At 61.7% G+C, this 22930-nt stretch carries 15 protein-coding genes; 8 read left to right on the top strand and 7 right to left on the bottom strand.

All coding sequences use genetic code 11. The annotated features are described in order from the left end of the window. Positions 1 to 81: 81 nt before the first annotated feature. Together NUW13_08525 and NUW13_08520 are read right to left on the bottom strand one after the other, a co-directional pair. Positions 82 to 972, bottom strand: coding sequence for a DUF1460 domain-containing protein (locus NUW13_08525; GenBank protein ID MCR4439071.1), 891 nt, complete (start codon positions 970 to 972; stop codon positions 82 to 84). Between the two features lie 109 nt (positions 973 to 1081). Beyond that, positions 1082 to 2116, bottom strand: a complete 1035-nt coding sequence (locus tag NUW13_08520; GenBank protein MCR4439070.1) for a DJ-1/PfpI/YhbO family deglycase/protease — start codon at positions 2114 to 2116, stop codon at positions 1082 to 1084. A 286-nt stretch (positions 2117 to 2402) separates the two neighbouring features. On the opposite strand from NUW13_08520, the gene NUW13_08515 reads away from it, so the two are divergent. The 6 genes from NUW13_08515 to NUW13_08490 all read left to right on the top strand — a co-directional run bounded on the left by NUW13_08515 (position 2403) and on the right by NUW13_08490 (position 14599). After that, positions 2403 to 3716 carry a hypothetical protein gene (locus NUW13_08515; GenBank protein ID MCR4439069.1) on the top strand — a complete coding sequence of 438 codons (1314 nt, stop codon included), beginning with the start codon at positions 2403 to 2405 and terminating at the stop codon, positions 3714 to 3716. Positions 3717 to 3994: 278 nt separating this feature from the next. Continuing rightward, positions 3995 to 6940, top strand: a complete 2946-nt coding sequence (locus NUW13_08510; protein ID MCR4439068.1) for a TonB-dependent receptor — start codon at positions 3995 to 3997, stop codon at positions 6938 to 6940. A gap of 120 nt (positions 6941 to 7060) precedes the next feature. Then, the gene (locus NUW13_08505; protein ID MCR4439067.1) at positions 7061 to 10141 is read left to right on the top strand and encodes a T9SS type A sorting domain-containing protein; all 3081 of its coding nucleotides are present in this window, start codon (positions 7061 to 7063) and stop codon (positions 10139 to 10141) included. Between the two features lie 94 nt (positions 10142 to 10235). After that, complete coding sequence (locus NUW13_08500; protein MCR4439066.1) at positions 10236 to 11261, top strand: PorV/PorQ family protein; 1026 nt, start codon at positions 10236 to 10238, stop codon at positions 11259 to 11261. Positions 11262 to 11482: 221 nt separating this feature from the next. Further along, positions 11483 to 13639, top strand: a complete 2157-nt coding sequence (locus NUW13_08495) for a T9SS type A sorting domain-containing protein (protein MCR4439065.1) — start codon at positions 11483 to 11485, stop codon at positions 13637 to 13639. A gap of 162 nt (positions 13640 to 13801) precedes the next feature. Continuing rightward, entirely contained in the window at positions 13802 to 14599 is a 798-nt protein-coding gene (locus tag NUW13_08490) for a hypothetical protein (protein MCR4439064.1), read from the top strand. A gap of 7 nt (positions 14600 to 14606) precedes the next feature. On the opposite strand, the gene NUW13_08485 is transcribed toward NUW13_08490, so the two are convergent. The 5 genes from NUW13_08485 to NUW13_08465 form a co-directional block, all read right to left on the bottom strand. Next, positions 14607 to 16988 (bottom strand): glucosamine-6-phosphate deaminase, encoded by a 2382-nt coding sequence (locus NUW13_08485; GenBank protein MCR4439063.1) that lies wholly within the window; start codon positions 16986 to 16988, stop codon positions 14607 to 14609. A 45-nt stretch (positions 16989 to 17033) separates the two neighbouring features. Next, on the bottom strand, positions 17034 to 18038 hold the full coding sequence (locus tag NUW13_08480) for a zinc-dependent alcohol dehydrogenase family protein (protein ID MCR4439062.1): 1005 nt from the start codon (positions 18036 to 18038) through the stop codon (positions 17034 to 17036). 34 nt (positions 18039 to 18072) lie between these two features. Next, complete coding sequence (gene pruA / locus NUW13_08475) at positions 18073 to 19623, bottom strand: L-glutamate gamma-semialdehyde dehydrogenase (protein ID MCR4439061.1); 1551 nt, start codon at positions 19621 to 19623, stop codon at positions 18073 to 18075. A 14-nt stretch (positions 19624 to 19637) separates the two neighbouring features. Then, on the bottom strand, positions 19638 to 20459 hold the full coding sequence (locus NUW13_08470) for a class A beta-lactamase-related serine hydrolase (protein MCR4439060.1): 822 nt from the start codon (positions 20457 to 20459) through the stop codon (positions 19638 to 19640). A 145-nt stretch (positions 20460 to 20604) separates the two neighbouring features. Then, entirely contained in the window at positions 20605 to 21723 is a 1119-nt protein-coding gene (locus NUW13_08465; GenBank protein MCR4439059.1) for an aminopeptidase, read from the bottom strand. 159 nt (positions 21724 to 21882) lie between these two features. Here NUW13_08465 and NUW13_08460 point away from each other — a divergent pair, with 159 nt between their 5' ends. Together NUW13_08460 and NUW13_08455 are read left to right on the top strand one after the other, a co-directional pair. Beyond that, positions 21883 to 22494 (top strand): sigma-70 family RNA polymerase sigma factor, encoded by a 612-nt coding sequence (locus NUW13_08460; GenBank protein ID MCR4439058.1) that lies wholly within the window; start codon positions 21883 to 21885, stop codon positions 22492 to 22494. Then, a complete protein-coding gene (locus NUW13_08455) occupies positions 22484 to 22927 on the top strand; it encodes a zf-HC2 domain-containing protein (protein ID MCR4439057.1) in 444 nt (147 codons plus the stop codon). The genes NUW13_08460 and NUW13_08455 overlap by 11 nt, the downstream gene beginning before the upstream one ends. Positions 22928 to 22930: the final 3 nt, after the last annotated feature.

Below are 22930 nucleotides of genomic sequence, written 5' to 3'. Positions count from 1 at the left end.
AGGCACCGAATGGAGTCGTTTCGATCTTGCCGCAGCGATTGTCCCCGTCCTGCGCATGAGCGGAGCGGCCTTGGCAACGGCTCATTGGGTGTTCAGCATGAACCTCCCGTGGGTGTACGGCCCGTCGTGCCACCTGACCTCTTCGCGCACGCGCATAAAGCTCATCCCTAAGTAGCGGGGGTTGCGCATGAGGCTGGCCAGATAGTCGACAAAGGGGGTGTCCACTACTTTGCCGGCGCTCATGCTGGCGTGGCGGAAGAAAAGCCCGCGCTCGTTTCTGATGACCAGCAGCATGTGCGCCGAGAAGATGCCCGGCCGGTCCTGGATCAGGGCCACGATGTCACCGCTGCGCAGGCTGTCCTTGTGCGCCGCTAAGCGCGCCAGGGGGATGTATGAGATCGTCACTTCGCGCTCGGGAATGACCACGGGCAAATCCACAAACCCTTTGCCGGCGAAGAAGCGCTGATGGCTGATGGTGCGGGTGAGAGGCACAGCGTCGCTGCCGCCAACACGCTGGGTCACATCCTCCAGACACCAGCTGTTCGCCGGCAGCCAGTCGGCCATGGTGTAGTGGTTGCGACTGGCCATGCCCATGATCCCCTGCCGATAGCGAATGTGCTGCAGGATGTTGAAAAAGTCCTCGTAGTAATCAGCTAATGTGAGGGCCAGAACGATTTCGCAGTAGGTCATGCAATTGAGCTTCTTGAGGTTGAGGAGCGGCCTGGTGTCGTAGCGCGCGTAGGGCCCGTCGCCCTCGCAATAGAGCTCATAGGGGGCGCCCATGAATCGCTCGGAGTAGTAGACCATCTTCTGCTGGTTGCTCCAGCCGGAGCTGGCGACGCGGCGAATTTCACAGTCAAGCGCTTCGGTGGACAGGCGCGGATAGTAGGGGCGCACCAGCGGCCGTGCGCAGCCGACCAAAAGCACCGCCAGCAGCAGGAGAACGGCCTCTCGCCATTTCATCGTCCACATGCCATTGACCTCCAATGTCGCAGAGTGCGCTCCTCGCCACACGCCGATGAGGCACCATGGCGCCGCGCAGCGGGTGGATAGATGCAGTCGCTGATGGCGCAGGGGAGAGCTACCACAGGTCTTCCATCCCCGGCGGGATGTCCCAGAACGTGGCCCACTGGAAGTGGCCTGTGCCGCCGCGGTGGGCGGCCAGGTCCACCGACAGCAAGCGATAGTGCTCCTGTTCCTGTTCGGCCAAGAAGCGAAACATGTCGCGCGCCTTTGCTGACCTGGCACGCCCGGCTGCCGCCAAGTAAAAGTCGTAGGCTGCCCGTTCCGCGTCCATGGCTACGGAGATGGCCTGTTCCACGGTCATGTCCTTGGTGAGCGTGCGCTTGGTCACCTCGACGCGCTTCTTGCCTGGGTCCGGCGGTGGGCCTCCGGTCAGCGTGCGGTACAGCTCGGAGAGCTGTTGGAAGTGCTCCTGTTCCACGGCTGCCAAGTACAGGAACTTGTTGCGAATGGCCGGCTGCGTGAAGCGTTCGCCCGCGGCCTGATAGAACTCTTGCGCGCCTTGCTCGCGGGCCACCGCTAAGGCTAAGGCCTGCAGCGCCTCGGAGGGTGTGGCCTCTGCCGTTGGGCGGCGAGCGGCCAACGCCTCGGCTAAGGCGCGATTGAACTCGGGCAAGTCCTCGGAACGGCGCGAGGTGATGAGCTGTCCGTCGATTAGCACAGGGCTGTCCTCGTAGAGGCCGCCCGCCAAGACCACATCGTCCCGGATGCCAGGGTAGCAGGTAAGCTTTTTCCCCGCCAGGAGCTGTGCCGAAATGAGCACCTGCGGCCCGTGGCAAATTGCGCCGACGATGCCCCCCTGGCTCCAGAACTGCCGCACAAAACTGAGGACTTCTGGCGACAGACGCAGGATCTGCGGTGCCTCACCCCCGGGTATGACGATGCCATCGTACGCGGAGGGGTCCGCCTCCTCGAAGGTGCGCGTCACCTCCACCGTGTGCCGGCCATTCTTGCCGGCCAATCTACTCTTGTAAGTGCCTAGATACTCGACCTTGGCTCCCTTGCGCGCGAGGAAGTCACGGGGCGAGGTGGTTTGTTCGTCATGAAACCTGGGAGCCACCAGGATGGCGACTCTTTTCCCTTTCAGTGGCATAGTGCCCCTCTCATCTTCATTTTGGCCAGAAACTGGGCGGCGTGCCGCCATCTATATGCTGGGGGATACTTCGCCCTTTGCTCAACCAATCGACGCTACAAATTTACAACAACCAGCCTCAAAAACAAAGGGAAAAGTAGCATTGCACCAGTCCCCGGAGCTCTGAATTCTCGTCTTTCCCTTGGCGATTCTTCTTGAAGGTCACGGGCAAATCGTGTATATTTGAACACGAGGCTTTGCTGGCTGTGGTGGACACTGCTGAGGGCCGATGCGGAGTTGGTGGCAAATGCCCGTCGCTGTAACGGCGGTTCTGCTCCTGTGGGATGCTCTGGTGCATGGCCAGAGCGAGCAGTGGACAGTCTACACGCGCGAGAACTCTGGCCTGCCTGACAACAACGTCCTCTCGTTGCTGGCCACTCCAGAAGAGCGCCTTTGGGTGGGCACCAGATTCGAGGGGCTGGCGTTGCTGGACGGCGGCTCCTGGAGCTACTACAAGCCGCCTGCACCGCCTGGGCCACGGGCCACAGGTTCCCATGCCCCGCGAGGACCGCAGGCACAGGCCATCTACGACATTGCCCTGGATAGCACAGGGGCGCTCTGGGTGGGAACGAAAGTGCACGGTCTACTGCGCTTCGACGGCGCGACCTGGACGCGCTACGACACGGTCAACTCGGCCCTGCCCGACAACTACACCTGGTCGGTGGTGATCGATGCCGAGAACCGGGTCTGGGTGGGCACCCGCTACGGCGGTGTGGCGGTATTCGATGGCGGCGCGTGGACCATCTATAACACGCACAATTCCCCTCTCCCCTCTGATGATGTGGGATGCCTTGGTCTTGACCCCAAGCAGCGCCTGTGGATCGGCACGCGGCACGGCTTGGCTATCCTTGAGCGGAGCGAATGGAGGCTTTTCACCTCTGCAAACAGCGGCTTGCCCTATGACCACATCGAGGCGATAGCTTTCGACCCTGTGGGGACTGCCTGGCTTGGTACCTTCGGCGGCGGCTTGGCACGGTTTGATGATCAGCAATGGCAAGTGTACACCCGCGCCAACTCTGGCCTTCCCTGCGACAGCATCTACTCGCTGTGCGTTGACCGCGACGGGACTGTGTGGGTGGGCACCTTCTCGGCCGGCTTGGCTGCCTTCGACGGCTCAAGCTGGCGGGTGTTCGACTCGCACAACTCGCCGCTGCCTCATGACTTTGTCTATGAGACGACCGTGGATCGGCGTGGGGCGCTCTGGGTGGCAACCACGCTGGGACTTGCCTGCTATCGCAAAGGCCCTCTTGCCGTGGGAGGCTCACGCCACCAAGGACCTCCTGGCGCCTTTGTCGTTGCTGCCAACTGGCCCAATCCCTTCGCCGGTGGCACAAGGCTTCTGGTCACGCTGCATGCGCCCAGCGAGGTGGAGCTCAGCGTGTTCGATCTTTCCGGCCGTCGGGTGTGCGTGCTGGTGCACGGGCTGTTGTCGGCCGGGGAGCACGAGGTGTGGTGGGATGGCCGGGACGAGCGCGGCCATGAACTGCCGCCGGGGCTGTACCTTGGCCGTGTGCGTACTCCCCACGAGCAGCGCACGGTGAGGCTACTGCGCCTCCCATGAGGCGAAAAAGGCACGAAATGCTGCACATCTGCAAAAAAAATCTTGACAAATTAGCTTTTTTGGGTTATATTGCACGTTGCCAAAATGTCAGTACCCCAGAAAGGAGGTGGTCACCGCAGGACAGGTTGGCTGTGCGGACAATGGGCTACGAGGAAATCGGCGGGCCCTTTTCTGTCTGGAGAAGAGTGCACAGTGGCCAGGGCGGGACAGAAACGGGAACTAGGGTAGCCCGGGGGGCAGAAGCCAGGGGGTGTCACCAAACCAGAGGAGCTGAGACCATGCGTAAGAAGGCTTTCGCTCTCGCTGTTGTTCTCCTCATGATTCCGGTGCTCATCTACGCAGGCACTACCGGTAAAGTGAGGGGAAGGGTGATTGACAAGGACACCAAGGACCCCATCCCCGGGGTCGCCATCATCCTGGAAGGCACGATGATGGGCGCGGCCACCGACATCAACGGCTACTACATCATCCTCAACGTGCCCGTGGGCACCTACAGCGTGCGCGCGCAGATGATGGGTTACCAGACCGTAGTGGTCAGCAACAAACGCGTCTCTGCCGACCTCACCACCGAGTGCGACTTTGAGCTCTCCCCCACCGTCCTCGAGGGCCAGGTGGTCACCATTGTCGCGGAGCGCCCGATCATCGAAAAGCACGTCACCAACACCGTCAAGACCATCCAGGCCGAGGACCTGCAGAACATTCCCATCCGTGGCGTGACGGTAGCCATGCAGCTCTCTTCGGCGGTGGTCGAAGGCCAGTATGTGCGTGGCAGCCGTGGGGAAGAGACGGTGACCTACATCGACGGTGTGATGACCCAACGCCTGATCGACGGTCGTGCCAACGTCGGCTCGGTGATTAACAACGCCATCGAGGAGGTGACCTTCCAGGCGGGTGGGTTCAATGCCGAGTACGGCTTTGCCAACGCCGGTGTGCTATGGTCTACGACCAAGACTGGCCAGAAAGACTACCACTTCAACATCGAAGCCATCTCCGACGAGGCCTTCAAGGGCAACAACGGCCGCACCTTGGGCACGCAGTCGTGGGGCTACAACACCTACACGGCAACGGCCAGCGGCCCGGTGCCATTTACCAACGACAACCTGCGCTTCTTCGTGGCCGGCGAGCGCACCTACAACGGTGGCTATGCCACGTTCAACGAAGGATTTGTGGTTGACACCGTCATCGTCTGGAGCAAGGGCACAGCCAACGAGCGCAGTTTCCCCTTCAAAGCAGAACTAAAGCCCGGTCCCTATCCCGGCTACAGCTACCGCGCGTGGGACATGAACAGCAACCTTGTCTGGGATGTGCGGCCCGTGCGCGTGAAGGTGGGCGCCAACTACCACTGGGACCGCGAGCAGGGTGGTGCCACCTGGGGCAACATCGTCAACTACAAGAAGAACGGCGTCACCATCTCCAAGAACCAGCGGTACTACGTCAACCTGACGCATCAGGTCAATCCACGGCTGTTCTATACCGCCAACTTCGGTTACTTCAAATGGTTCCAGGAGTGGGGCGACCCAGACTTATGGGATGAGTACTGGAAGTACGCCGACCCGCAGTACAACGTCGGCCCAGATGGCAACACGGTGCTGCGCGGCTGGGGCCTGACCTACACCCTGAGCCTGTACGGTCTTCTCACTCTGCAGCCTACCGGGTTGGTGACCTCCGGGTACGGCAAGAATGAGCAGGTGAACTATGGGCCAAAGTTTGACTTGGTCTGGCAGTTCAACAACTGGAACGAGATGAAGACCGGTTTCGAGTACAACTACTACACCATCCGGCGGTACGTCAACCCAGCCTTTGCCATCTCCAAGGCGCTCCATGACCGGGAGGTTGACCCGAGCAACACGCAAACCGACTATGACATCTACCGCAGCAACATCACCTACTATGGCTACGACATCTGGGGCAACCCGACGACCAAGGACACCTGGTACGATGCGACCAACGACCAGGGGCAGATCGGCAAGGTGAACGGCCATGACGCGCCGAAACACCCGGTGCGGGCGGCATTCTACCTGCAAGACAAGATTGAGCTCAAGGACCTCATCCTCAACGCCGGCGTGCGGGTGGACTATCTGACCACCGGCACGCTCAGCTACAAGGATCCACGTCGGCTTATTTTAAACGCCTGGACCCTGGTGGACGATGCGAGCTTTGGCCCGGAGCGGCAGTATTGGAAGGTGAGCCCGCGCTTGGGGTGGTCGTTCCCGGTCACGGACCGTACGGTCTTCCATGCGCAGTTTGGCAAGTTCGTACAACTGCCGCAGATGTTCGATCTGTACGACAGCCACGGCCTGGTGGGGCGCTTCTTGCAGGGTGGCAACGCGCGCACCATGCCCAACCCGAATCTGAAGCCGGAGCAGACCACGCAGTACGAAGTCGGCCTCAAGCAGCAGATGGGCGACAACGCCAGCTTGATGGCCACGGTGTTCTACAAGGACATTCGCGACTACATTCAGATCCGCGTGACGTTGCCTGAGCCTGGCCTGGGCTACGGTGCGTTCTACGAGTTGCGTAACATCGACTTTGGCACTACCACCGGCGTGACCTTTGCGCTCAACCTGCGGCGCACCAAGCGCATCGCGGCCACTTTGGACTACACCTACTCCAAGGCCATGGGCACCGGCTCCAGCAGCCGCGACCACTTTGACATTGCCTGGCAAGACCAGAACCTGCGCTTCCCGACCATCATCACGCCCTTGGCGCAGAACCAGGACCATGTGGGCAATGCCAACATCGATTTCCGTCTGACCAAGGACGATGGCCCGATGCTTTTCGGGATCCGGCCTCTGGCAAACGTGGGCGCCAATGTGCTGTTCACCATGCACAGCGGCAGCCGCTACACCAAGATCGAGCCGGGTCCGGGCGGGCTGTTCGCGCAGAACGCGCCCCGGCCGTTGGAGGCATTGAACTCCTCGGTGATGCCGTGGTACTACCGGGTTGACCTAAAGGTAGACAAGACGGTAGAGGTGGCACGCTTCAAGATCCGCCCCTACATTTGGGTCTACAACCTGTTCAACCGCAAGAATGTCACCGGCGTCTACCGGCAGACTGGCCAGCCGCACGACAACGGCTGGTTCCTGACCGAGGACGGCAAGTCGTGGGCGCGGATCTATGGCGAAAAGGGCCTCTACTACGCCAAGAAGGCCCTGAGCGGTGCCGGCGCGACGAACTTGGCCACGCCGCGCATCCTCCGCTTCGGCGTGATGATCGACTATTGAGAGCGCTCGGGCTCACCTCCTTTTATGGAGGCGAGCCCCTGGCCAGCCCAGCAGAGTGTGTGACGAGGTGGCTCAAGTGCACAGCAGGTACGCTGTTGGTCTTGTGGAGGAGGAGTCACGATGAAGAGAGCGACGGTCGCCATCCTGGTTGCGGCGCTCGCGGTGTTGCTGTTTGGCCAGAGTGCGGCAGTGGCCAAGAGCACCGCCACCAGTCGGCTGAGCAAGTCCATGATCAAGGACCATTGCAAGTACATTGATGTCAACCAGATCCGGGCATCGGTGATGAACAACGGCACCTTTACCCGCCACCCCATCACCGGCAACTCGGACCTGGAGTGGCCCAAAGGCACCGGCAAGTACGCCTGCTACGCTGCCGGGATCTGGATCGCCGGCAAGGTGGGCGGCGCTACAAGGACCGCCTGCGCGGACTATAACGTGGAGTACCAGCCGGGGTTGATACTGCCGGACGGCACCCCAGACAATCCCGCCGATCCCAAGTACCGCGTGTACAAGGTCCACAAGGACTACCCCAATGGCTATGCGCCATTGGATATCGACCCGTGGAGCGCATGGCCGGTGGATCAGGGCGCCCCGGTGAATCCCGATGGCAGCATCAAGTGGTATGGCGACGAGCAGCTCTATGCCGTGATGAACGACATGGACGTCAATATGCACAACATCGCCTACCACACCCTGCCCATCGGTATTGAGCTGCACCTGTTGGTCTTTGCTTTCGACCGACCGGGCGCGCTGGGTAACGTGGTGTTCTTTCAGTACACCATTGTGAACAAGGGCGCGGACCATTTGCAGCAGGCCTACATAGGCGTGTGGTCGGATGTAGACCTGGGCGATGCCAATGACGACTTGATCGGGTACGACCTCGAACGAGGCATGGCGTACGTCTACAACGGCGATCCTATTGACGCTACCTACGGGGATCGGCCACCCGCGTTGGGCTTCGACTTTTTCCGGGGACCAATGGTGCCTTCCCCGGGCGATACGGTGAAGCTTCCGGACGGGAGCGTGTACCCAAACAAGAAGCTCCTGGATGCTACTGCCTTCGTAAAATACTACAACCCGCATCCAATTTACCGTGACCCTCGTTACTCGGCTGAGGGGGCCGAGGAGTTGTACAACTATCTTGCGGGCCTGAAGTCTGACGGTTCGCCGTGGGTCGACCCGACCACCGGCCAGGTCACCACCTTCCTCAACACTGGCGACCCGGTGCGGGGAACGGGCTGGCTGTCCACCATGGAGGCCCCGCCTCAGGACATCCGCATCCTTATCTCGTCCGGGCCATTCACCTTGGCCAAGGGTGACACTCAGGTGGTGGTGGCCGGTATGATGATTGGCCAAGGCAACAACCGTCTGTCCAGCATCGAGGTGCTGCGTTTCTACGACAAGTTTGCCCAGGCAGCCTACGACAAGGGCTTCGAGGTGCCCAGCCCGCCACGTGCGCCCGAGGTGCTGGTCACGCCGCTGGACCGTAAGGTACTCCTTACCTGGGGCAAAGAGGCCGAGAATTATACGGAATTCGGCTACGACTTTGAAGGTTACAACGTCTACATCGGCGCCTCGGCGGGCGGTCCGTGGACGCGGCTGGCCACCTACGATGTTGCAAATGGCGTCATGTCGGTGCTGGACGAGGAGTACGACCCGAACACGGGATTTGTTCTCCAACTCCCGTCAGCCTATGGTGCCGACCTCGGTTTGAGCTATAGCTACACCTTGGAGAGGGATTACGAAGGATTCCGCCTGGCGAACGGGCGCAACTACTACGTGTGCGTCACCGCCTATGGCTTTGGCGTCAAGGGTGTACCGAAGATTCTGGAGAGCTCCAAGAATGTGTTGACGGTGACGCCGCACCAGCCGCAGCCCGGAACGGTGGTGAGCCACGAGGACTTTGAAGAGGTGCCGGTGACGCACTCGAAGGGGAACGCCGACCCGCTGACCTACGAGTGGTGGGTGCAACTGGTTGACCCGCTGCGGGTCACCACGGCCGACTACAAGGTGACGGTCAACCCCGACTGTACATGGACGCTTTACCGCAACGGGCAGGTCGTGTCGGGTTACGAGCATGTGAAGCCTGTGGAGGCCACCAAGACCATCGACAAGGACATCAGCCACTCGACGCTGGTGGGCGCACCCCTGGACTTTTACATCGCCGGGCGGCTGGACTTTACCCAGCCCAAGGACCGCAAGACCTGGTTGGCTGAGGTGGTGACCCCCACCAGCCATAGCACCATGCTCACCTCGCTCACCGGTCCGTACCAGCAGGGCAAATCGCTGAGCAACAAGGCAATACATGGGCCGTTCAAGAAGGGTACCACCGACCCAAGGTTCATGGGCAACACCATCGAGATCCGTTTCACCGGCAAGGTGGACTCGCTGGGCGAGGTGCTCTCCGGCGGTTCGCTGTCGACCTTGCTGTACGGCTTCGGCGACCCGGCCAACTTTATGCTCATGCACCCCAAGAACCCCAAGCGGGGTGTGTCGCGCGACCCGTTCACGGTGCGCGTGCCTTTCGAGGTCTGGGACGTCACGCGGGGTGTACAGGTGAACTCTGCCTTCTGCGATAACGCCCAGAAGATTGCCGACACGTTGTTCGTGGGCACCGACTCTGGCTTTGTTGCCACGTGGTCGCCACGCGGGAAGTGCACGGTGTTCATTTTCTGGACCGAGTACAACGACTCGGTGCACAACTGCGGTTACACGGGCCAGGACAAGAATGCCACCTGGATGTTCGTGTATAACGCCGATGTCCAATGGCAGACCGGTGACGTGGTGCGGCTGAAGTTCCCGCCGCCGGTGATGCCTGGCGAGGACGAGTGGACCTTCAGCATCAAGGGGGTGGAACGCAACGTCGTCTCCGACGCCAAGAAGCGTCTGGACATCATCAACGTCTACCCCAACCCCTACTTGGCGCACAACATCGAGGAGCGTACGCTCCATCAGGAGCACGTCAGGTTCATCAACCTGCCGGAAAAGTGTACTATTCGCATCTTCAACCTGGCAGGTGACCTCATCCAGACCATCGAGCATGACAGCCCGCAACCGACTCATGATTGGGACCTGCGCAACGAGAACTTTTTGCCGGTGGCCAGCGGGTTGTACATTGCCCATATCGAGGTGCCGGGCGTGGGCTCCAAGGTGCTGAAGTTGGCGGTGGTGTTTGGCCAGCAGCGCCTGCGGAACCTGTAACGGCACGTTTGGTCAGGTAGGTGGCCGCTCCTGCACCGCCACGGCTGCAGGAGCGGCACGACGGTGAACAGGAAACCTTTTGGAGAACTGGACCATGAGAATAGCAAGAATCCTGGTGCTGCTCGTCGTTGTGGCGCTGGGCTACAGCCTGGCAATGGCCGGCAACCCCGACAAGAGGGGTGCGGCTGGCGCGCAGGAGCTGCTCATTCCGGTCGGCTCGCGAGGCATTGCCATGGGCGGGGCCAATGGCGCGCTGGTCAGCGGTAACGAGGCCATCTTCTGGAACCCGGCAGGATTGGCAGCCACCGATGCTGCGGCCGAGGCGACCTTCTCGTATCTGAAGTGGATTTTTGACACCAGCATCAACTACTTCGCCGTGTCGGCACGCTTGGGTAACCTCGGCTCATTCGGGGTGAGCGCCAAGGTGTTGGATTTTGGCGACATCATGGAGACGACCGAGTTTGAGACCGAAGGCACCGGGCGCATTATCACCCCGAACTTTGTCACTGTAGGGCTCACTTTCTCCCGGCAGATGACCGACCGCATCTTCTTCGGCGCCAACGCGAAGGTCATCTCCGAGAGCTTTCTGCGCATGCGCGCCAGTGGCGTGGCTTTTGATTTTGGCGTACAGTACATCAGCACCCCAGGCGTACGACTGGGCCTGACGCTGAACAACTTTGGCCCGATGATGAAATTCGTGGGCGAGGACCTGCAGCGCACCGTGAACCTGCCCCACACCGAGTACGGCACCGAGGCTATGGACCTCCGCCTTGAGGCGCAGAAATTCGAGCTGCCCAGCACCTTCGAAATCAGCCTTGGCTACCCCTACTACCTGAGCGACGAACATGCCGTCACCGTGGTTGCTTCTTACCGCAACTTCAACGCCTCGGTGGACCAGGTGCAGGCGGGTATCGAGTACGCCTTTAACAAGCTGGTCTACCTGCGTGGCGGTTATGGCTCAGCTGTGCAGGCCTCGGAGGACTATATCTTCGGCTTCACCCTTGGGGCCGGCCTGCGCTACAGCCTGGGCGGCAACACCTACGTGCTCTTTGACTACGCCTATCGTGATGTCAAGTACACCGACGCCAACCAGTGGTTCACCATGTCGGTGCAGTTCTAAGTGAGGCTGCTCTGCCGCGCTCACGGCGGCGGCAGTGGTCGGATAGTGAGAGGTGACTCTTCAATGTGGCGGGAAAGTCAGGTCTGACGAGAGGCAGAAAGGAGGTGATGGCCCAGGAGTGGAAGCCGTTGCCAAACCAACAATGAAAGGAGGTGAGGCCACGCATCTGCAGGGGGTAGCATGGTAAGCTGTGGACGACAACTCACTGAGGAGGTTTGCACATGCGAAAAGCCCTCGTAGTTACCACGATTCTCCTGTTGGCGGCCTCGGCGGTGCTGGCCAGCGACAGCCGGATCACCTTGCTGAAGCCGTATCGGGGCGTGGATGAGGATGCGATCATCTACGCTACCAAGAAGGACCTCACCAACAGGGCAGTGGACCGGCTGCTCACGCCGAACGCCCTGAGCAAGTTCGCCGGCATCATCGACACCATCGCGCCACCTCTGGCGGAGACGGTCAACTTTGGTGCTGCCCCCGGCGACACCATGGCGCAGTTCTGGCAGGAACCCACTGCGGCGTTCTACATCAAGTCCATCGGCATTAAGACGAACGAGTGGAGCGGCCAGTTCAACGATGGTTTCAACCTGTTTGTCACCCAGGCGGCTGCCGACATCCGCACCTGGCCTGTGGACAGCGTGGACGGCGCCGGCTGGGTGGGGCGCTGGGCCAGCCATCCGCAGGGCTGCCCCACCGGCAACTGGTGCGGCAGCTCCTGGGGCCAGCCACCTCTGGGCGAGATCATCTGGGGCGACTTTCCGGTGACGGCAGTGCGCAACGAGTGGGTGTGGACCCCAATGATCTGGTTGGGCTTTGAGCCGGACATGGGCCACGATCCCTTCTACGTCTGCTACGCGCCGTTCGGCACCGCCGGCCAGAACTTTGGCACCGCCTCGGGTGACGCCACGGCGCTGCCGGAGTGGCGCGGCCTGAAGTACTACCCGGGTGGCGGCACCTCGGGCAAGGGCGGCTGGCACATCCGCCACTACGGCTGGATCTTCATGCTCGAGGTGGAGTTCTATGAGAACACCCCGCCGACGATTACCTACGACCCGTATGGTTCGGTGCTGAGCGCCGACCCGCGTCCGCTGCGGGCGGACATCAAGGACATCGACGCCTCTGATCCGGCCAACGCGGGCGTGGCCGAGGCAAAGTTGTACTACAACGTCAACGGCGGCCCGTTCACCGAAGTGCCGATGACGCTGGTGGACGGCACTCCTCAGCAGGGTACCTGGGAAGGTGTGGTGCCCGGCGGCCTCATCGCCCCGGGCGACGTGGTGGAGTACTACTTCTGGGCCAAGGACATGGGCGGCCTGGAGACAGAGTCCACCCACGGCACCTACGGGTACTTCCAGAAGAAGCACGACGTGCTGGCCATCTACAACGACGATAGCTTCAGCGCGTCGTTCATCTTGCCCTACTACTTCATAGACCCGCAGGGCACCAAGTACTTGTACGACACCTGGTGGACCGACTTTGACGGCACGCCGGCCAACGAACTGGTGGACCAGTACAACTGGATCGTGCAGTTGGACGGCTTCTCACCGCTGGTGCTGTTCGACGACGTGGTGGAGAACTGGCTGCAGGGCACGAAGAAGGCCAGTGGCACCAAGGGCTACTTCTGGTCCTCGCAGGAGTGGGCTTACCAGCTTGGCGGAGGTGTGGACCTGAACTTTGCGGCTGGCGACATGCACTATGACTACTTCGGCATTGGCACCATCGTCAGTGACATCCAGCCGTACAACCTGAGCCCCCACCCGCTGAATGCCACTGACCACGCCATCGTGAATGACATCGGGGACTTTTGCGCGGACAGCCTGCAGCTCTATTACGACCCGTACTATGAGCTGGGGTTCGCGAACTGGAACGACGCCATCACCGCGACCAACCCTGCGGCGACGGTGCTGTTTGCGGATTCGGCCGATGCCAACAACGTCATGGGTCTGTACAACTACTACAACGGGGCGCACACCGTGTTCTTGACCTTTGACCAGTTGGCATTGAACACGGGCCAGGCGAATTACTACTGGATCCCCTACGAAGTGTCCAACCCGTTGATCGAGGCGTTGAGCTACTTTGGCGCGCCGAGCGCGGTGAGGACCGGCGAGACGGTTCCGGTGGCGTATGAGCTGCACCAGAACTACCCGAACCCGTTCAACCCGACGACCACGGTCAAGTTCGCGGTTGCCAAGCCGGGCAACGTGACGATTGCCGTGTACAACATGCTGGGCCAGAAGGTGGCAACGCTGGCGAACGGCTACTATCAGCCGGGCACCTATGCGGCCACCTGGGATGCGTCCGGCATGGCCAGCGGCGTCTACTTCTACAAGATCACGGCCGGTGAGTTTACCGCCGTCAAGAAGATGACGCTGTTGCGGTAAGTCGTCGCTAGCGGAGGCGGCAAGCGGAGCCGCTGCGGCCGAAAGGTCGCGGCGGCTCTTTTTTTGTGCTGAGGGCGGGCCTGGGCAGCGGATTTTGCTTGCGAAAGTCCGTTATGTTGCTATATTTGCAGCAGAGGAAAGTGATAACACGGAGCGACCACCATGCCGACCAGGATCACCCCTTTGGATATCCAGGCGCTCTCCGACCCGAAGGAGTACGAGCAGGGCATGAAGTACTTCTTAGGGGGGAGGGTGAAGGCGCGTCTGAGGACAGACACAGGGCTGTCGGCCACCGTCAAGGCCGACGGGCTGTGTCGCGTGGAGGTGGTGGTGGAAGGGGAGCAGATCTTCGGCCGCTGCACCTGTTCGCCGGTCAGCGGCAGTCTGTGCCGGCATCAGGTGGCGGCCGCCTTGGCCTTTGTGGATGCGCCGCACAGCTTCCTCTCCCTGCAGGAATTGCGCAAGCTGCTGCGCAAGGAAGAGAAAGCGGCCCTGGTGGAGACCATTGCCAACATCGCCTTAGTGGTGCCGGAGGTGGCGGGCTTTTTCGGAGAAGGCGACGAAGCAGAGAGGTTGGGGCGCTGGACTGCCGACCTCTTTGATCTGCCTGCCGGCGGCGGATGGTCGGTGCAGGAGCTGATGGTGCCGGCGCAGCTCATCCTGCAGCGGGCGCAGATGCTGCGCGCCGCCGGCAAGTGGGAACAGGCGCGCCGCATCTGCTACGCCCTCCTGGATGCCGCCTTGACCCTCAATGACCGCAAGCACGGCGCGGTCGGCTACCCGGAGAGCCTTATGACCGCGCTCATCGACGCCTATGAAGGCGCCGCCCTGAACGACCCTGAGCTGGACGCAAAGCGCGACGTGGTGCGAGAGGAGCTGCAGGCGCTGCTCCGCCACGAATCTGCAGAGGTGGAGGGCGTGTACCTGGAGCAGCTCAGCGAACGGCTGCAGGACAGGTGAGCTCCGCTCAGGGCGCTATCTCCTCCTCGGTGGTGCGCTTGAGCTCGCGCGCCTGGCTGTAGAACTCCTCAAGGGTCATCCGTTTCAAGAAGACAAAGCCGCGCGTGCCGCGGGTCAGCGGGCTGGGATGGTCGTTGAAGAAGCGGCGGCCAAGGCAGATCTTGAGCATCTGGTACTGCTCGACCTGAATCTGCTGCGCCAGGCCGGAGAAGGGGCCGGCGTACTCGTGGCTGGGGAAGGAGGCCGACTTTTGCGACACGAAGGCGTTGCTGAAGGCGCTTTGCAGCAAGGCGAACATGTTCAAGGAAACCGGCACGTAGACGTTCGCCTCCGCCGGGTGGAAACGGTACCAGACGTTGCGATAGCCGATGACCTCGATGTCCGAGCGGCCGGTCTGAGCCTGGTAACGCCGCAAGGCCTCCGCCACCGCCTGGAGGACCTTGTAGTGCGTGTCCGGTCCACTGGCCTCCGGGTCAAGTGCCACGGTCACTACCTGCGGCTTGACCCGATGCAGCAGGCGCAGGATGGGCGGCACGTCGCGCTCTAAGGTCGGTTCTTCGGTGAAAATCTGCCCCTTGTAGAAGCCAAGGCGTAGGTGCACCACCGAGCTGGTGTCGAATCCCAAGTAACCCCACAGGCAGTCTGCTTCCCACTCGCGAATCATCCCCTTGAGTTGCTGAATGTACGGCAGGTCGCGCTTGCCGGCGTACTGCGTGCGGAAATAGTTGGCCAGTTCATCGAGGCGGTGTTCGAGGTTTTCCGGGTCCTCCTCCTCGAAAACCTCGATCATATTGCGCAGAAAGCGGCGCGCTTCACCCTCCTGTTTCATCACCGGGCGGTCAGCGGCCACCCCGTCCAAGTACTGCCATACGTCGCGGTTGCGCGCCTGAATGTCCGTGGGGCGGAAGTAGCCATGCCCAACCAGGGCGCGGAAATCGGGCTTGCGCAGGAAGGCACGGAGGTTTTCCACCGTGCTCAAGGCATAGGAGTTGGTGACTGCAGTGAAGCCGGAGGTCATGTAGGTGAAGGTGTGGGAGTTGGAGGCGTCCCTGATCGCGCGCACCACAAAGGGGAAGTAGCCGAGCATGATGTCGTCGTGGTGCGGCGCCGTGTGCAAGAAGACGGTGTGGCTGCGCGGGGTCAGGCCATTTTCCAACTTGGCCAGCAGCTCCTGCTGGACGCGCTCGGTCACCGCCTCGGCGGTGCTTCCCAAACGACTGAGCAAGGCGGCACCGAAGCGGTCCGCGGCAAAGTCCGCCGGCGTCAGATCGGCCACGCGCTTGCGGCGAGCCAGCGCCAGGTCTATGACCACGCGCGCCACTGTCTCCGGCGATACCTCTGGCGCTTTGACAAAGGCCTGGAAGGTGCGCTCCGGGAGGAGGGAGGCTGCCCCCTGGGTGACGATGAAACGGGCGTTGGGCAGCGTGTGTAGCGCAGTGGCCGGAAAGTGCACGTGCGGCTCCTGGCAGACGGCGTCGCGCACCACGCGCGCCTTGGCTTCGCCTGCGGCCATGATGATGGCAGTGCACTCAGGATTGTGGGTGATGGTGGCCAGCCCAATGGTCAGCGCCAAGCGCTTGCGCGCCACCTCGATACCGCCCAAGTCGGTGGCCGCTGCTGCTTGTGTCTCGTAGTTGGTGGGCGTCAGGCGTGTGGTGCTGTGGTGGTCGGAGCCGCGCACGTTGAAGGCGATGTGGCCATCCGGACCAATGCCGCCCAGGAAGAAGCCGATGCCCCCCAAGGCGCGGATGCGGTCCTCGTACTCGCTGCACCACTGGTCGACGGCGATGAGCACCCGCTGCTGCAGACGCTCCAGGTGTGTCTGCGGGTGGCGATAACGCAGCGACAGGTCAACTTGGCCATCTGGCCACACGTCGTCCAGGTCGACGCCCTGGGGCAGGCCGATGGCGGCGCAATTGATGAGCAGCGCCTTCTGCGAATCGAAGCCGAACTGGCCCATGTAGAACCTGTTGACGTAGTAGAAGAAGCTATTGTGCTGCGTCGGATTGATGGGGTAGAACTCGTCGATTTGCACAAGGTGCAGACTGGCCATTTCCGGCTTCTTGGCGGGGTCGACGCCACCAGCCTCTAACTCCTTCTGCGTCTCCGGCCGGGTCCAGGTGCTCAAGTAGCGCGTCACATGCTTGATGAAGTACTCGGGGGTCTTGCCCGTGGGCAGCGACACGACGCCACCTGGGTTGGCCTGCACCCATTCCAAAAAGCGCAGCGCCACTACCCGTCCCAGGCTCGGAAAGTTCGGCACGACGATGACGCCGATCTTTTCCGTGGGGGGATAGCACAGCTCATAGCCACTCTCGCGGAGGGCGATTTCCTCTACGCGCGATAGCTTCTGTAGGCTCGAGTTCATCGCATGAGTCCTGTCTGTCATTTCGCGTGCTCCCTGTCAAGCCCCGCGCTTGCCGTCCAGGGGCGGTCAAGTTTCGGGCAGAAACATGACCTTGAGCACGTGCTCCGGATTGTCCAAAAGAGTCACCGCCTCGGTGAACTTTTCCAGGGGGAGGCGATGGGTGACGAGTTCCTGGGTGCGAATGCGGCCGGCCTGCAAGAGGCGGAGCGCTGCTATCGAGTTGCGGCGCGAAGTGTAGGAGCCGACCACGTGCAACCCTTTGCGGAAAAGCAGAAAGGGCTCGATGAGCACCGTGCTGCTGGCCGGAGGTACGCCGAACAGGAGCACGCGCCCTCCCTTGCGCGCCAGGCGGAGCGTCTCGCCCACCAGGCCGGGGTCACCGGTTGCCTCGACGACCAGGTCGAATTCGTCCGCAGCAGCTCGTTCGGCCAGTTGCTTGGTGACCGCCGGCAAGGCAGAGGCTCCCAATTGCGCGGCCACCTCGCGCCGTCGCGGTGTGCGCTCGACTACGGTCACCTCGCTCGCGCCCAGGCTGAGCAGCGCCTGAATCAGGAGCAACCCAATGGGTCCGGCACCAAACAGGAGCACGCGGTCGCCCGGCGCGACGCCCACCTGTTCCAGGCCATGCAAGACACAAGAGAGGGGTTCCATGAAGGCAGCCGCCTCATAGCTCAGCTCACCGATGGCGAAGCAGTTCGCCGCAGGAGCCACCACGTACTCGGCCATGGCTCCCGGCCGGGTGACGCCCACCGCCGACCAATGTTGGCAAAAGTTCTGCTGGTTGGTCAGGCAGAAGCGGCAGCTCCCACACGAGATGTTGGGCTCCAACGCCACGCGGTCGCCGAGGGCAAAGCCAGTGACCTCGGCGCCAATGCCTGCCACCTCCCCGCTGGCTTCATGGCCTGGCGTCAGAGGGTAGGAGCCGAGGTACTCGCCCCGGTAGAGGTGGACGTCCGTGCCGCACAAGCCGCACGCCTTGACACGAACGAGCACGTCGTGCGGGCCAGGCGCGGGCAGCGCCACCTGCTCGACGCTTGCCCGTCCTGGCCCGTGGATCACCAGTGCACGCAATGGCCCAGCCTCACTTTCGCTTCCCCAAGGACCTTCAACCGAGCTTTTCGGAGATGGACTTGGCCTGCAAGAAGAGCAGCAGGTAGTCCCGCCCGCCCGCCTTGGAGTCGGTACCGCTCATATTAAAGCCACCGAACGGATGTCCGCCCACCAGCGCGCCGGTGCACTTGCGGTTGATGTACAGGTTGCCCACGTGGAAGCGGCGCTTGGCCTCAGCCATCTTGAAGCGGTCGCGCGTCCAGACAGCGCCGGTCAGGCCGTAGATCGTGCTGTTGGCCAGATCGAGGGCGTGTGTGAAATCCCTGGCCTTGAGCACAGCAAGCACCGGGCCGAAAATCTCCTCCTGATCCAGCCGCGCCCCCGGCTGAATGTCCTTGAAGATCGTCGGCCTGATGAAGTAACCATTGCCTGGCGCCTTGCTGCCGCCGGTGACCAACTTTCCTTCCTTTTTGCCGATCTCGATATATTCGAGGATCTTCTCTTCCGAAGCCTTGTTAATGACCGGCCCGAGGTAGTTGGCCGGATCTTTGGTCGGCCCGATGGTGAGCTTCTCCGCGCGCGTTTTCAGCAACTCCACGAATCGCTCGTAAACGTCGGCCACGACGACGCAGCGCGAGCACGCCGAGCACTTTTGCCCCTGATAGCCAAAGGCGGAGACCGTCACTGCGTCCGCTGCCGCCTCCAGGTCCGTATCGGTGTCCACCACGATAGTGTCCTTGCCGCCCATTTCGGCCACCACCCGCTTGATCCAGATTTGGCCAGGGCTTGGAGTAGACGCCAGCTGGTTGATGCGCAAGCCCACCTCCATGGAGCCGGTGAAGGAGATGAAACGGGTCTTTGGGTGCTGCACCAGGTAATCGCCGATCTCCGCGCCACTGCCGGGGATGAAGTTGAGTACCCCGGGCGGCAGTCCTGCCTGGCGAAAGATGTCCACCACCTGGTAGGCGATGCCCGGTGTGTCGCTGGCCGGTTTGAGGAGCACGCTGTTACCGGTGACGAGGGCGGCGGAGGTCATGCCGGTGAGGATGGCGTTGGGGAAATTCCAAGGCGGAATCACCACTCCGACCCCCAAGGGGATGTACACCAATTGCGGAAATTCGCCCTTGACCGGCGTCACAGGCTGCGTGGCGCCGTAGCGGAGCATCTCCCGGGCGTAGAACTCCAAGAAGTCGATGGCCTCTGCCGTATCGGCATCCGCCTCCACCCAGTTTTTGCCTGCCTCGAGAATCATCCAGGCGTTCAGCTCGAAGCGGCGGCGCTTCATGAGCTCGGCAGCCTTCAGCAGCACGATGGCGCGCTCCTGTGGTTCCACCCACCGCCAGGACTCGAACGCGCGCAACGCTGCTTCCATGGCCATGTCCACCTCTCTGTGGCCCGCCTGGCAAAATGCTCCCACCTGCCGGTCCTTGTCAGATGGGTTGAACGACGGCTTCACCTTGGCGGTAGTTACCTCCTTACCGTCGATGAACAACGGATACTGGCGGCCGGCCATGCGCTCCACCGCCGCGAGTGCCTCTTCCTGCGCCTTGCGATTCTCTGGCAAAGAAAAGTCGGTGTACTGCTGGTTGCGGAACTCCTCCAACATACAGACCTCCACATTTAGATGAACTGCATCGTCTGCAAAATGGCGCGGGATAGAGCGGCGATCCCTTGCGCCGCCTGCTTGTGGTCGGCAATCCCTCTGCTCATAACTACCAGCACGCAGCGCCTGCCGCTGGGCGCGACGACGATGGCGGCGTCATGGTCAATGCGCGCAATCGAGCCGGTCTTGTGCGCCACCTTGAGACTGTCCGGCAACAGGGCAGGTATCTTGGTTCTGAGCTTCTGCTGCAACATGATGTCCATCATCTGTGCGCAGGCCGGTTTGCTTGCAGCCTTGCCGGTAGCGATGGCTTCCAAGAGCAGGAGCATGTCAAAAGCACAGGTCTCGTTGTTGATCCCCCTCCGATGGGCCTTCAGGTCCTCCAGGCCGCGGCGCACGCAAGTGTGAGAGGCACCCAAGGCGCCTGCCGTGGCGGTGACATTGTCCGGCCCCACCAGCTCGAGGAGCAGATTCGCCGCAAGATTGGAGCTGACCGTGATCATGTGGTACACCAAGTCGCGGATGCTCATCTTGCGGCCGAGGTATGCATAGACGGAACTGTCGCTTTCGGCCGCCGCGCGCAAGGAGTAGGTCGAGCCGTCGACGATGCTGCGAAAGCGGTTGCGCACGAGGAGGGAGTCATCGAGCCGGAAACGTCCTTGCTCCGCCTGACGAAAGACCTCGATCATGACCGGCACTTTCATGAGGCTGGCGGCGTGCATCACCACGTGCGCGTTGTGCAGGAAAGTCTCGCCCGCGTCCAGCTCCTTCCAGGCGATGCTGAAGGTGCCGCCCAAGCTTCGCTCGGTCGCTGCGATTTGCTCTCTGAGCTTCTGCACGGCTTGACTGTCCCTCGCCGCAGGACTAGGCAACGAGCAAAGTGTCACAGCAATGATGCCCACCAGAAATGCCTCACCCCTGTGGGGTCCGTGTGGCGTCGCTTGTGTGCGTCGACTCCTCATGGCTTGTCTGCTACGTGTTCGGCTAACGGCGCAAGTGTGGCGGGTTCAAAGGCTGCAGGTCCGCAGGCACGAAGAGCCCATCCTTGCGGATCAACGTGCCGTCGAAGTAGATTTCGCCGCCGCCGCATTCTGGCGTTTGCATCATCACCATGTCCCAATGCACCTGCGAACGGTTGCCGTTGTCTGCCTCTTCGTAGGCTGAGCCTGGGGTGAGGTGGAAGGAGCCGGCGATCGTTTCGTCAAAGAGGGTGTCCAGCATGGGGCGGGTGATGTAAGGATTGAGGCCGAAGGAGAACGCGCCCAGGTAGCGCGCACCCGCGTCGCTATCGAGAATCTGGTTCAGTCGCTCTGGCTTATCGGCCGTAGCCTGGACGATTTTGCCCCTGCGGAAGCGGAGCCTCACGTCCTGAAAAAGGGTGCCCTGGAGCATGGACGGCGTGGTGAAGCGGATGGTGCCCTCCACGGACTCGCGCAGCGGTGCGGTGAATAGTTCGCCGTCAGGGAGGTTGCGCCGGCCGTCGCACTTGACCGCCGGCATCCCCTTTATGCAAAAGCGGAGTGCTGTGCCAGGGCCTTTGATCTCCACCATGTCGGTCTGTTCCATCCGCTCGCGCAGCGGCTCCATGGCGCGCGACAGGCGACGGTAGTCGAGCGTGCATACCCGGAAGAAGAACTCAGTAAATGCCTCTGTGGACACGTGCGCCAGTTGTGCCATTGCCGGATGTGGCCAGCGCAACACCACCCATCTGGTCTTCGGCACGCGGATCTCCAGATGCACGGGCTTCCACCAGTGGGCCTGGTACAGCTGCATTTTCTCCGCCGGCACGTCGGACAGCTCGGCCACATTGTGACTGCCGCGCAGGGCGATGTAGGCGTTCATCTCCCGCATGAGCATCGCCTCCATTTGCCCCATAAGGCGCATGCTCTCCGCGGTGGCCAATGCGTACATCTCGCGCAAAATGGCGTTCTGTTTGGTGGGGATAAATGGTTGGGCGCCTGCTTTGGCCGCGCGACGGGCAATGGCGACCACAGCCACAGCGGGCACGTCTACGGCTTCGATGAGCACCTTATCCCTTCGGCGCAGGCGGGTTGAGTAGGTTACCAGGATCTGTGCCAGCTTCTCGATGCGTGGGTCGGTCATCAACTCTCCGCTTGCTAGCCACAAATGGCGGTGGAAATATAGGAAGAAAAAAGCGCTTTGTCAACAAGAAAGGAAAATCGTTCTTGCGATTTGCCCGCAACTGACGTATATTGCACCGGCTGAATAAATGGCAGGTGCCTGGCGTATATTTGGTGAGCGATGGAAGTGGCCACGGACACAGCTCTATCCGAGTCGCGCCGGCTGGAACATGAGGCGGTGGTGCGCTGTCAACGGGGCGATGCCCGGGCGTTCAAGGTGCTGGTGGAACGCTACCAGCGCCTGGCCTACTCTGTGGCCCTGGGCCTGGTGCGTTGCCATGACGACGCTCTGGACTTGTCGCAAGAGGCCTTCATCAGGGCTTACCAGCACATCGGACTGTTTGACCCAGAGAGGCCGTTTTTGCCCTGGTTCTATCAGCTGTTGCGCAACCTCTGCTTCAACCACCTGCGCGCCCGGCGGGCACAGCGCCTGCAGGCACTGGAGGAAGCGGAGAACGACGCAGTAGACCTGCCCATAGAACAGGACTATGACCCGGAAGTGATCGTAGAGCGCAACGAGACGGCGCAACGCGTGTGGCGAGCAATTGGTCGCCTTCCTGACAAATACCGCGAGATCATCGTCTTGCGCCACTTCCAGCAGCTGTCGTACGCGGAGATGGCGGCGCTCCTTTTCTTGCCGCTGGGCACGGTGATGTCACGGTGTTACCACGCGCGGCGTGCGCTCAGGGCGCTGTTGGAGCGGGAGCAAGGAGGTGATCTGCATGAAGTGTGAGGAGGCCAGGCCGCTGATGATGGCCCTTCTCGACGGGGAGATCGAAGAGGCGCAGAAGAGAGACCTCGAGCGCCACCTGGCAAGGTGCTATGCCTGTGCCAAGGAGCTGGAGGGGTTCAGGCAACTGAAAGAGGTGACAGAAGGAGTGACGCTTATGGAACCGGAGAGCAGGATCTGGCAGGAGTACTGGTCGCGGGTGTACAACCGCATCGAGCGCCGCCTCGGCGCGGTGCTGCTGGCGGTGAGCGCTGCCGCGCTGCTCATCTTCGCGGGATTCAAGGCGGTGGAGAGTCTGATTCGCGACCCATCGCTGGCGATATCCCTGAAGGTGGCTATCCTGGCCGCCATCGCGGGGTTCGTGTTGCTTCTGCTCTCGCTGCTTCGCGAGCGACTGTACTTCTGGAAGCGCGACCGCTACCGCTTTGTACGCTAAGGT

The organism is candidate division KSB1 bacterium (genome assembly GCA_024655945.1).
In the GTDB taxonomy this organism is placed as follows: Bacteria; Zhuqueibacterota; Zhuqueibacteria; order JANLFK01; family Oleimicrobiaceae; genus Oleimicrobium.
The sequence above is the reverse complement of the archived record's forward strand: the minus strand, read 5'-3'. Positions and strand labels throughout refer to the sequence as shown.

Coding starts and splice junctions, on each gene's coding strand:
- NUW13_08525 (MCR4439071.1), bottom strand. CDS start 972: ATGTGGACGATGAAATGGCGAGAGGCCGTTCTCCTGCTGCTGGCGGTG.
- NUW13_08520 (MCR4439070.1), bottom strand. CDS start 2,116: ATGCCACTGAAAGGGAAAAGAGTCGCCATCCTGGTGGCTCCCAGGTTT.
- NUW13_08515 (MCR4439069.1), top strand. CDS start 2,403: ATGCCCGTCGCTGTAACGGCGGTTCTGCTCCTGTGGGATGCTCTGGTG.
- NUW13_08510 (MCR4439068.1), top strand. CDS start 3,995: ATGCGTAAGAAGGCTTTCGCTCTCGCTGTTGTTCTCCTCATGATTCCG.
- NUW13_08505 (MCR4439067.1), top strand. CDS start 7,061: ATGAAGAGAGCGACGGTCGCCATCCTGGTTGCGGCGCTCGCGGTGTTG.
- NUW13_08500 (MCR4439066.1), top strand. CDS start 10,236: ATGAGAATAGCAAGAATCCTGGTGCTGCTCGTCGTTGTGGCGCTGGGC.
- NUW13_08495 (MCR4439065.1), top strand. CDS start 11,483: ATGCGAAAAGCCCTCGTAGTTACCACGATTCTCCTGTTGGCGGCCTCG.
- NUW13_08490 (MCR4439064.1), top strand. CDS start 13,802: ATGCCGACCAGGATCACCCCTTTGGATATCCAGGCGCTCTCCGACCCG.
- NUW13_08485 (MCR4439063.1), bottom strand. CDS start 16,988: ATGACAGACAGGACTCATGCGATGAACTCGAGCCTACAGAAGCTATCG.
- pruA (MCR4439061.1), bottom strand. CDS start 19,623: ATGTTGGAGGAGTTCCGCAACCAGCAGTACACCGACTTTTCTTTGCCA.
- NUW13_08465 (MCR4439059.1), bottom strand. CDS start 21,723: ATGACCGACCCACGCATCGAGAAGCTGGCACAGATCCTGGTAACCTAC.
- NUW13_08460 (MCR4439058.1), top strand. CDS start 21,883: ATGGAAGTGGCCACGGACACAGCTCTATCCGAGTCGCGCCGGCTGGAA.
- NUW13_08455 (MCR4439057.1), top strand. CDS start 22,484: ATGAAGTGTGAGGAGGCCAGGCCGCTGATGATGGCCCTTCTCGACGGG.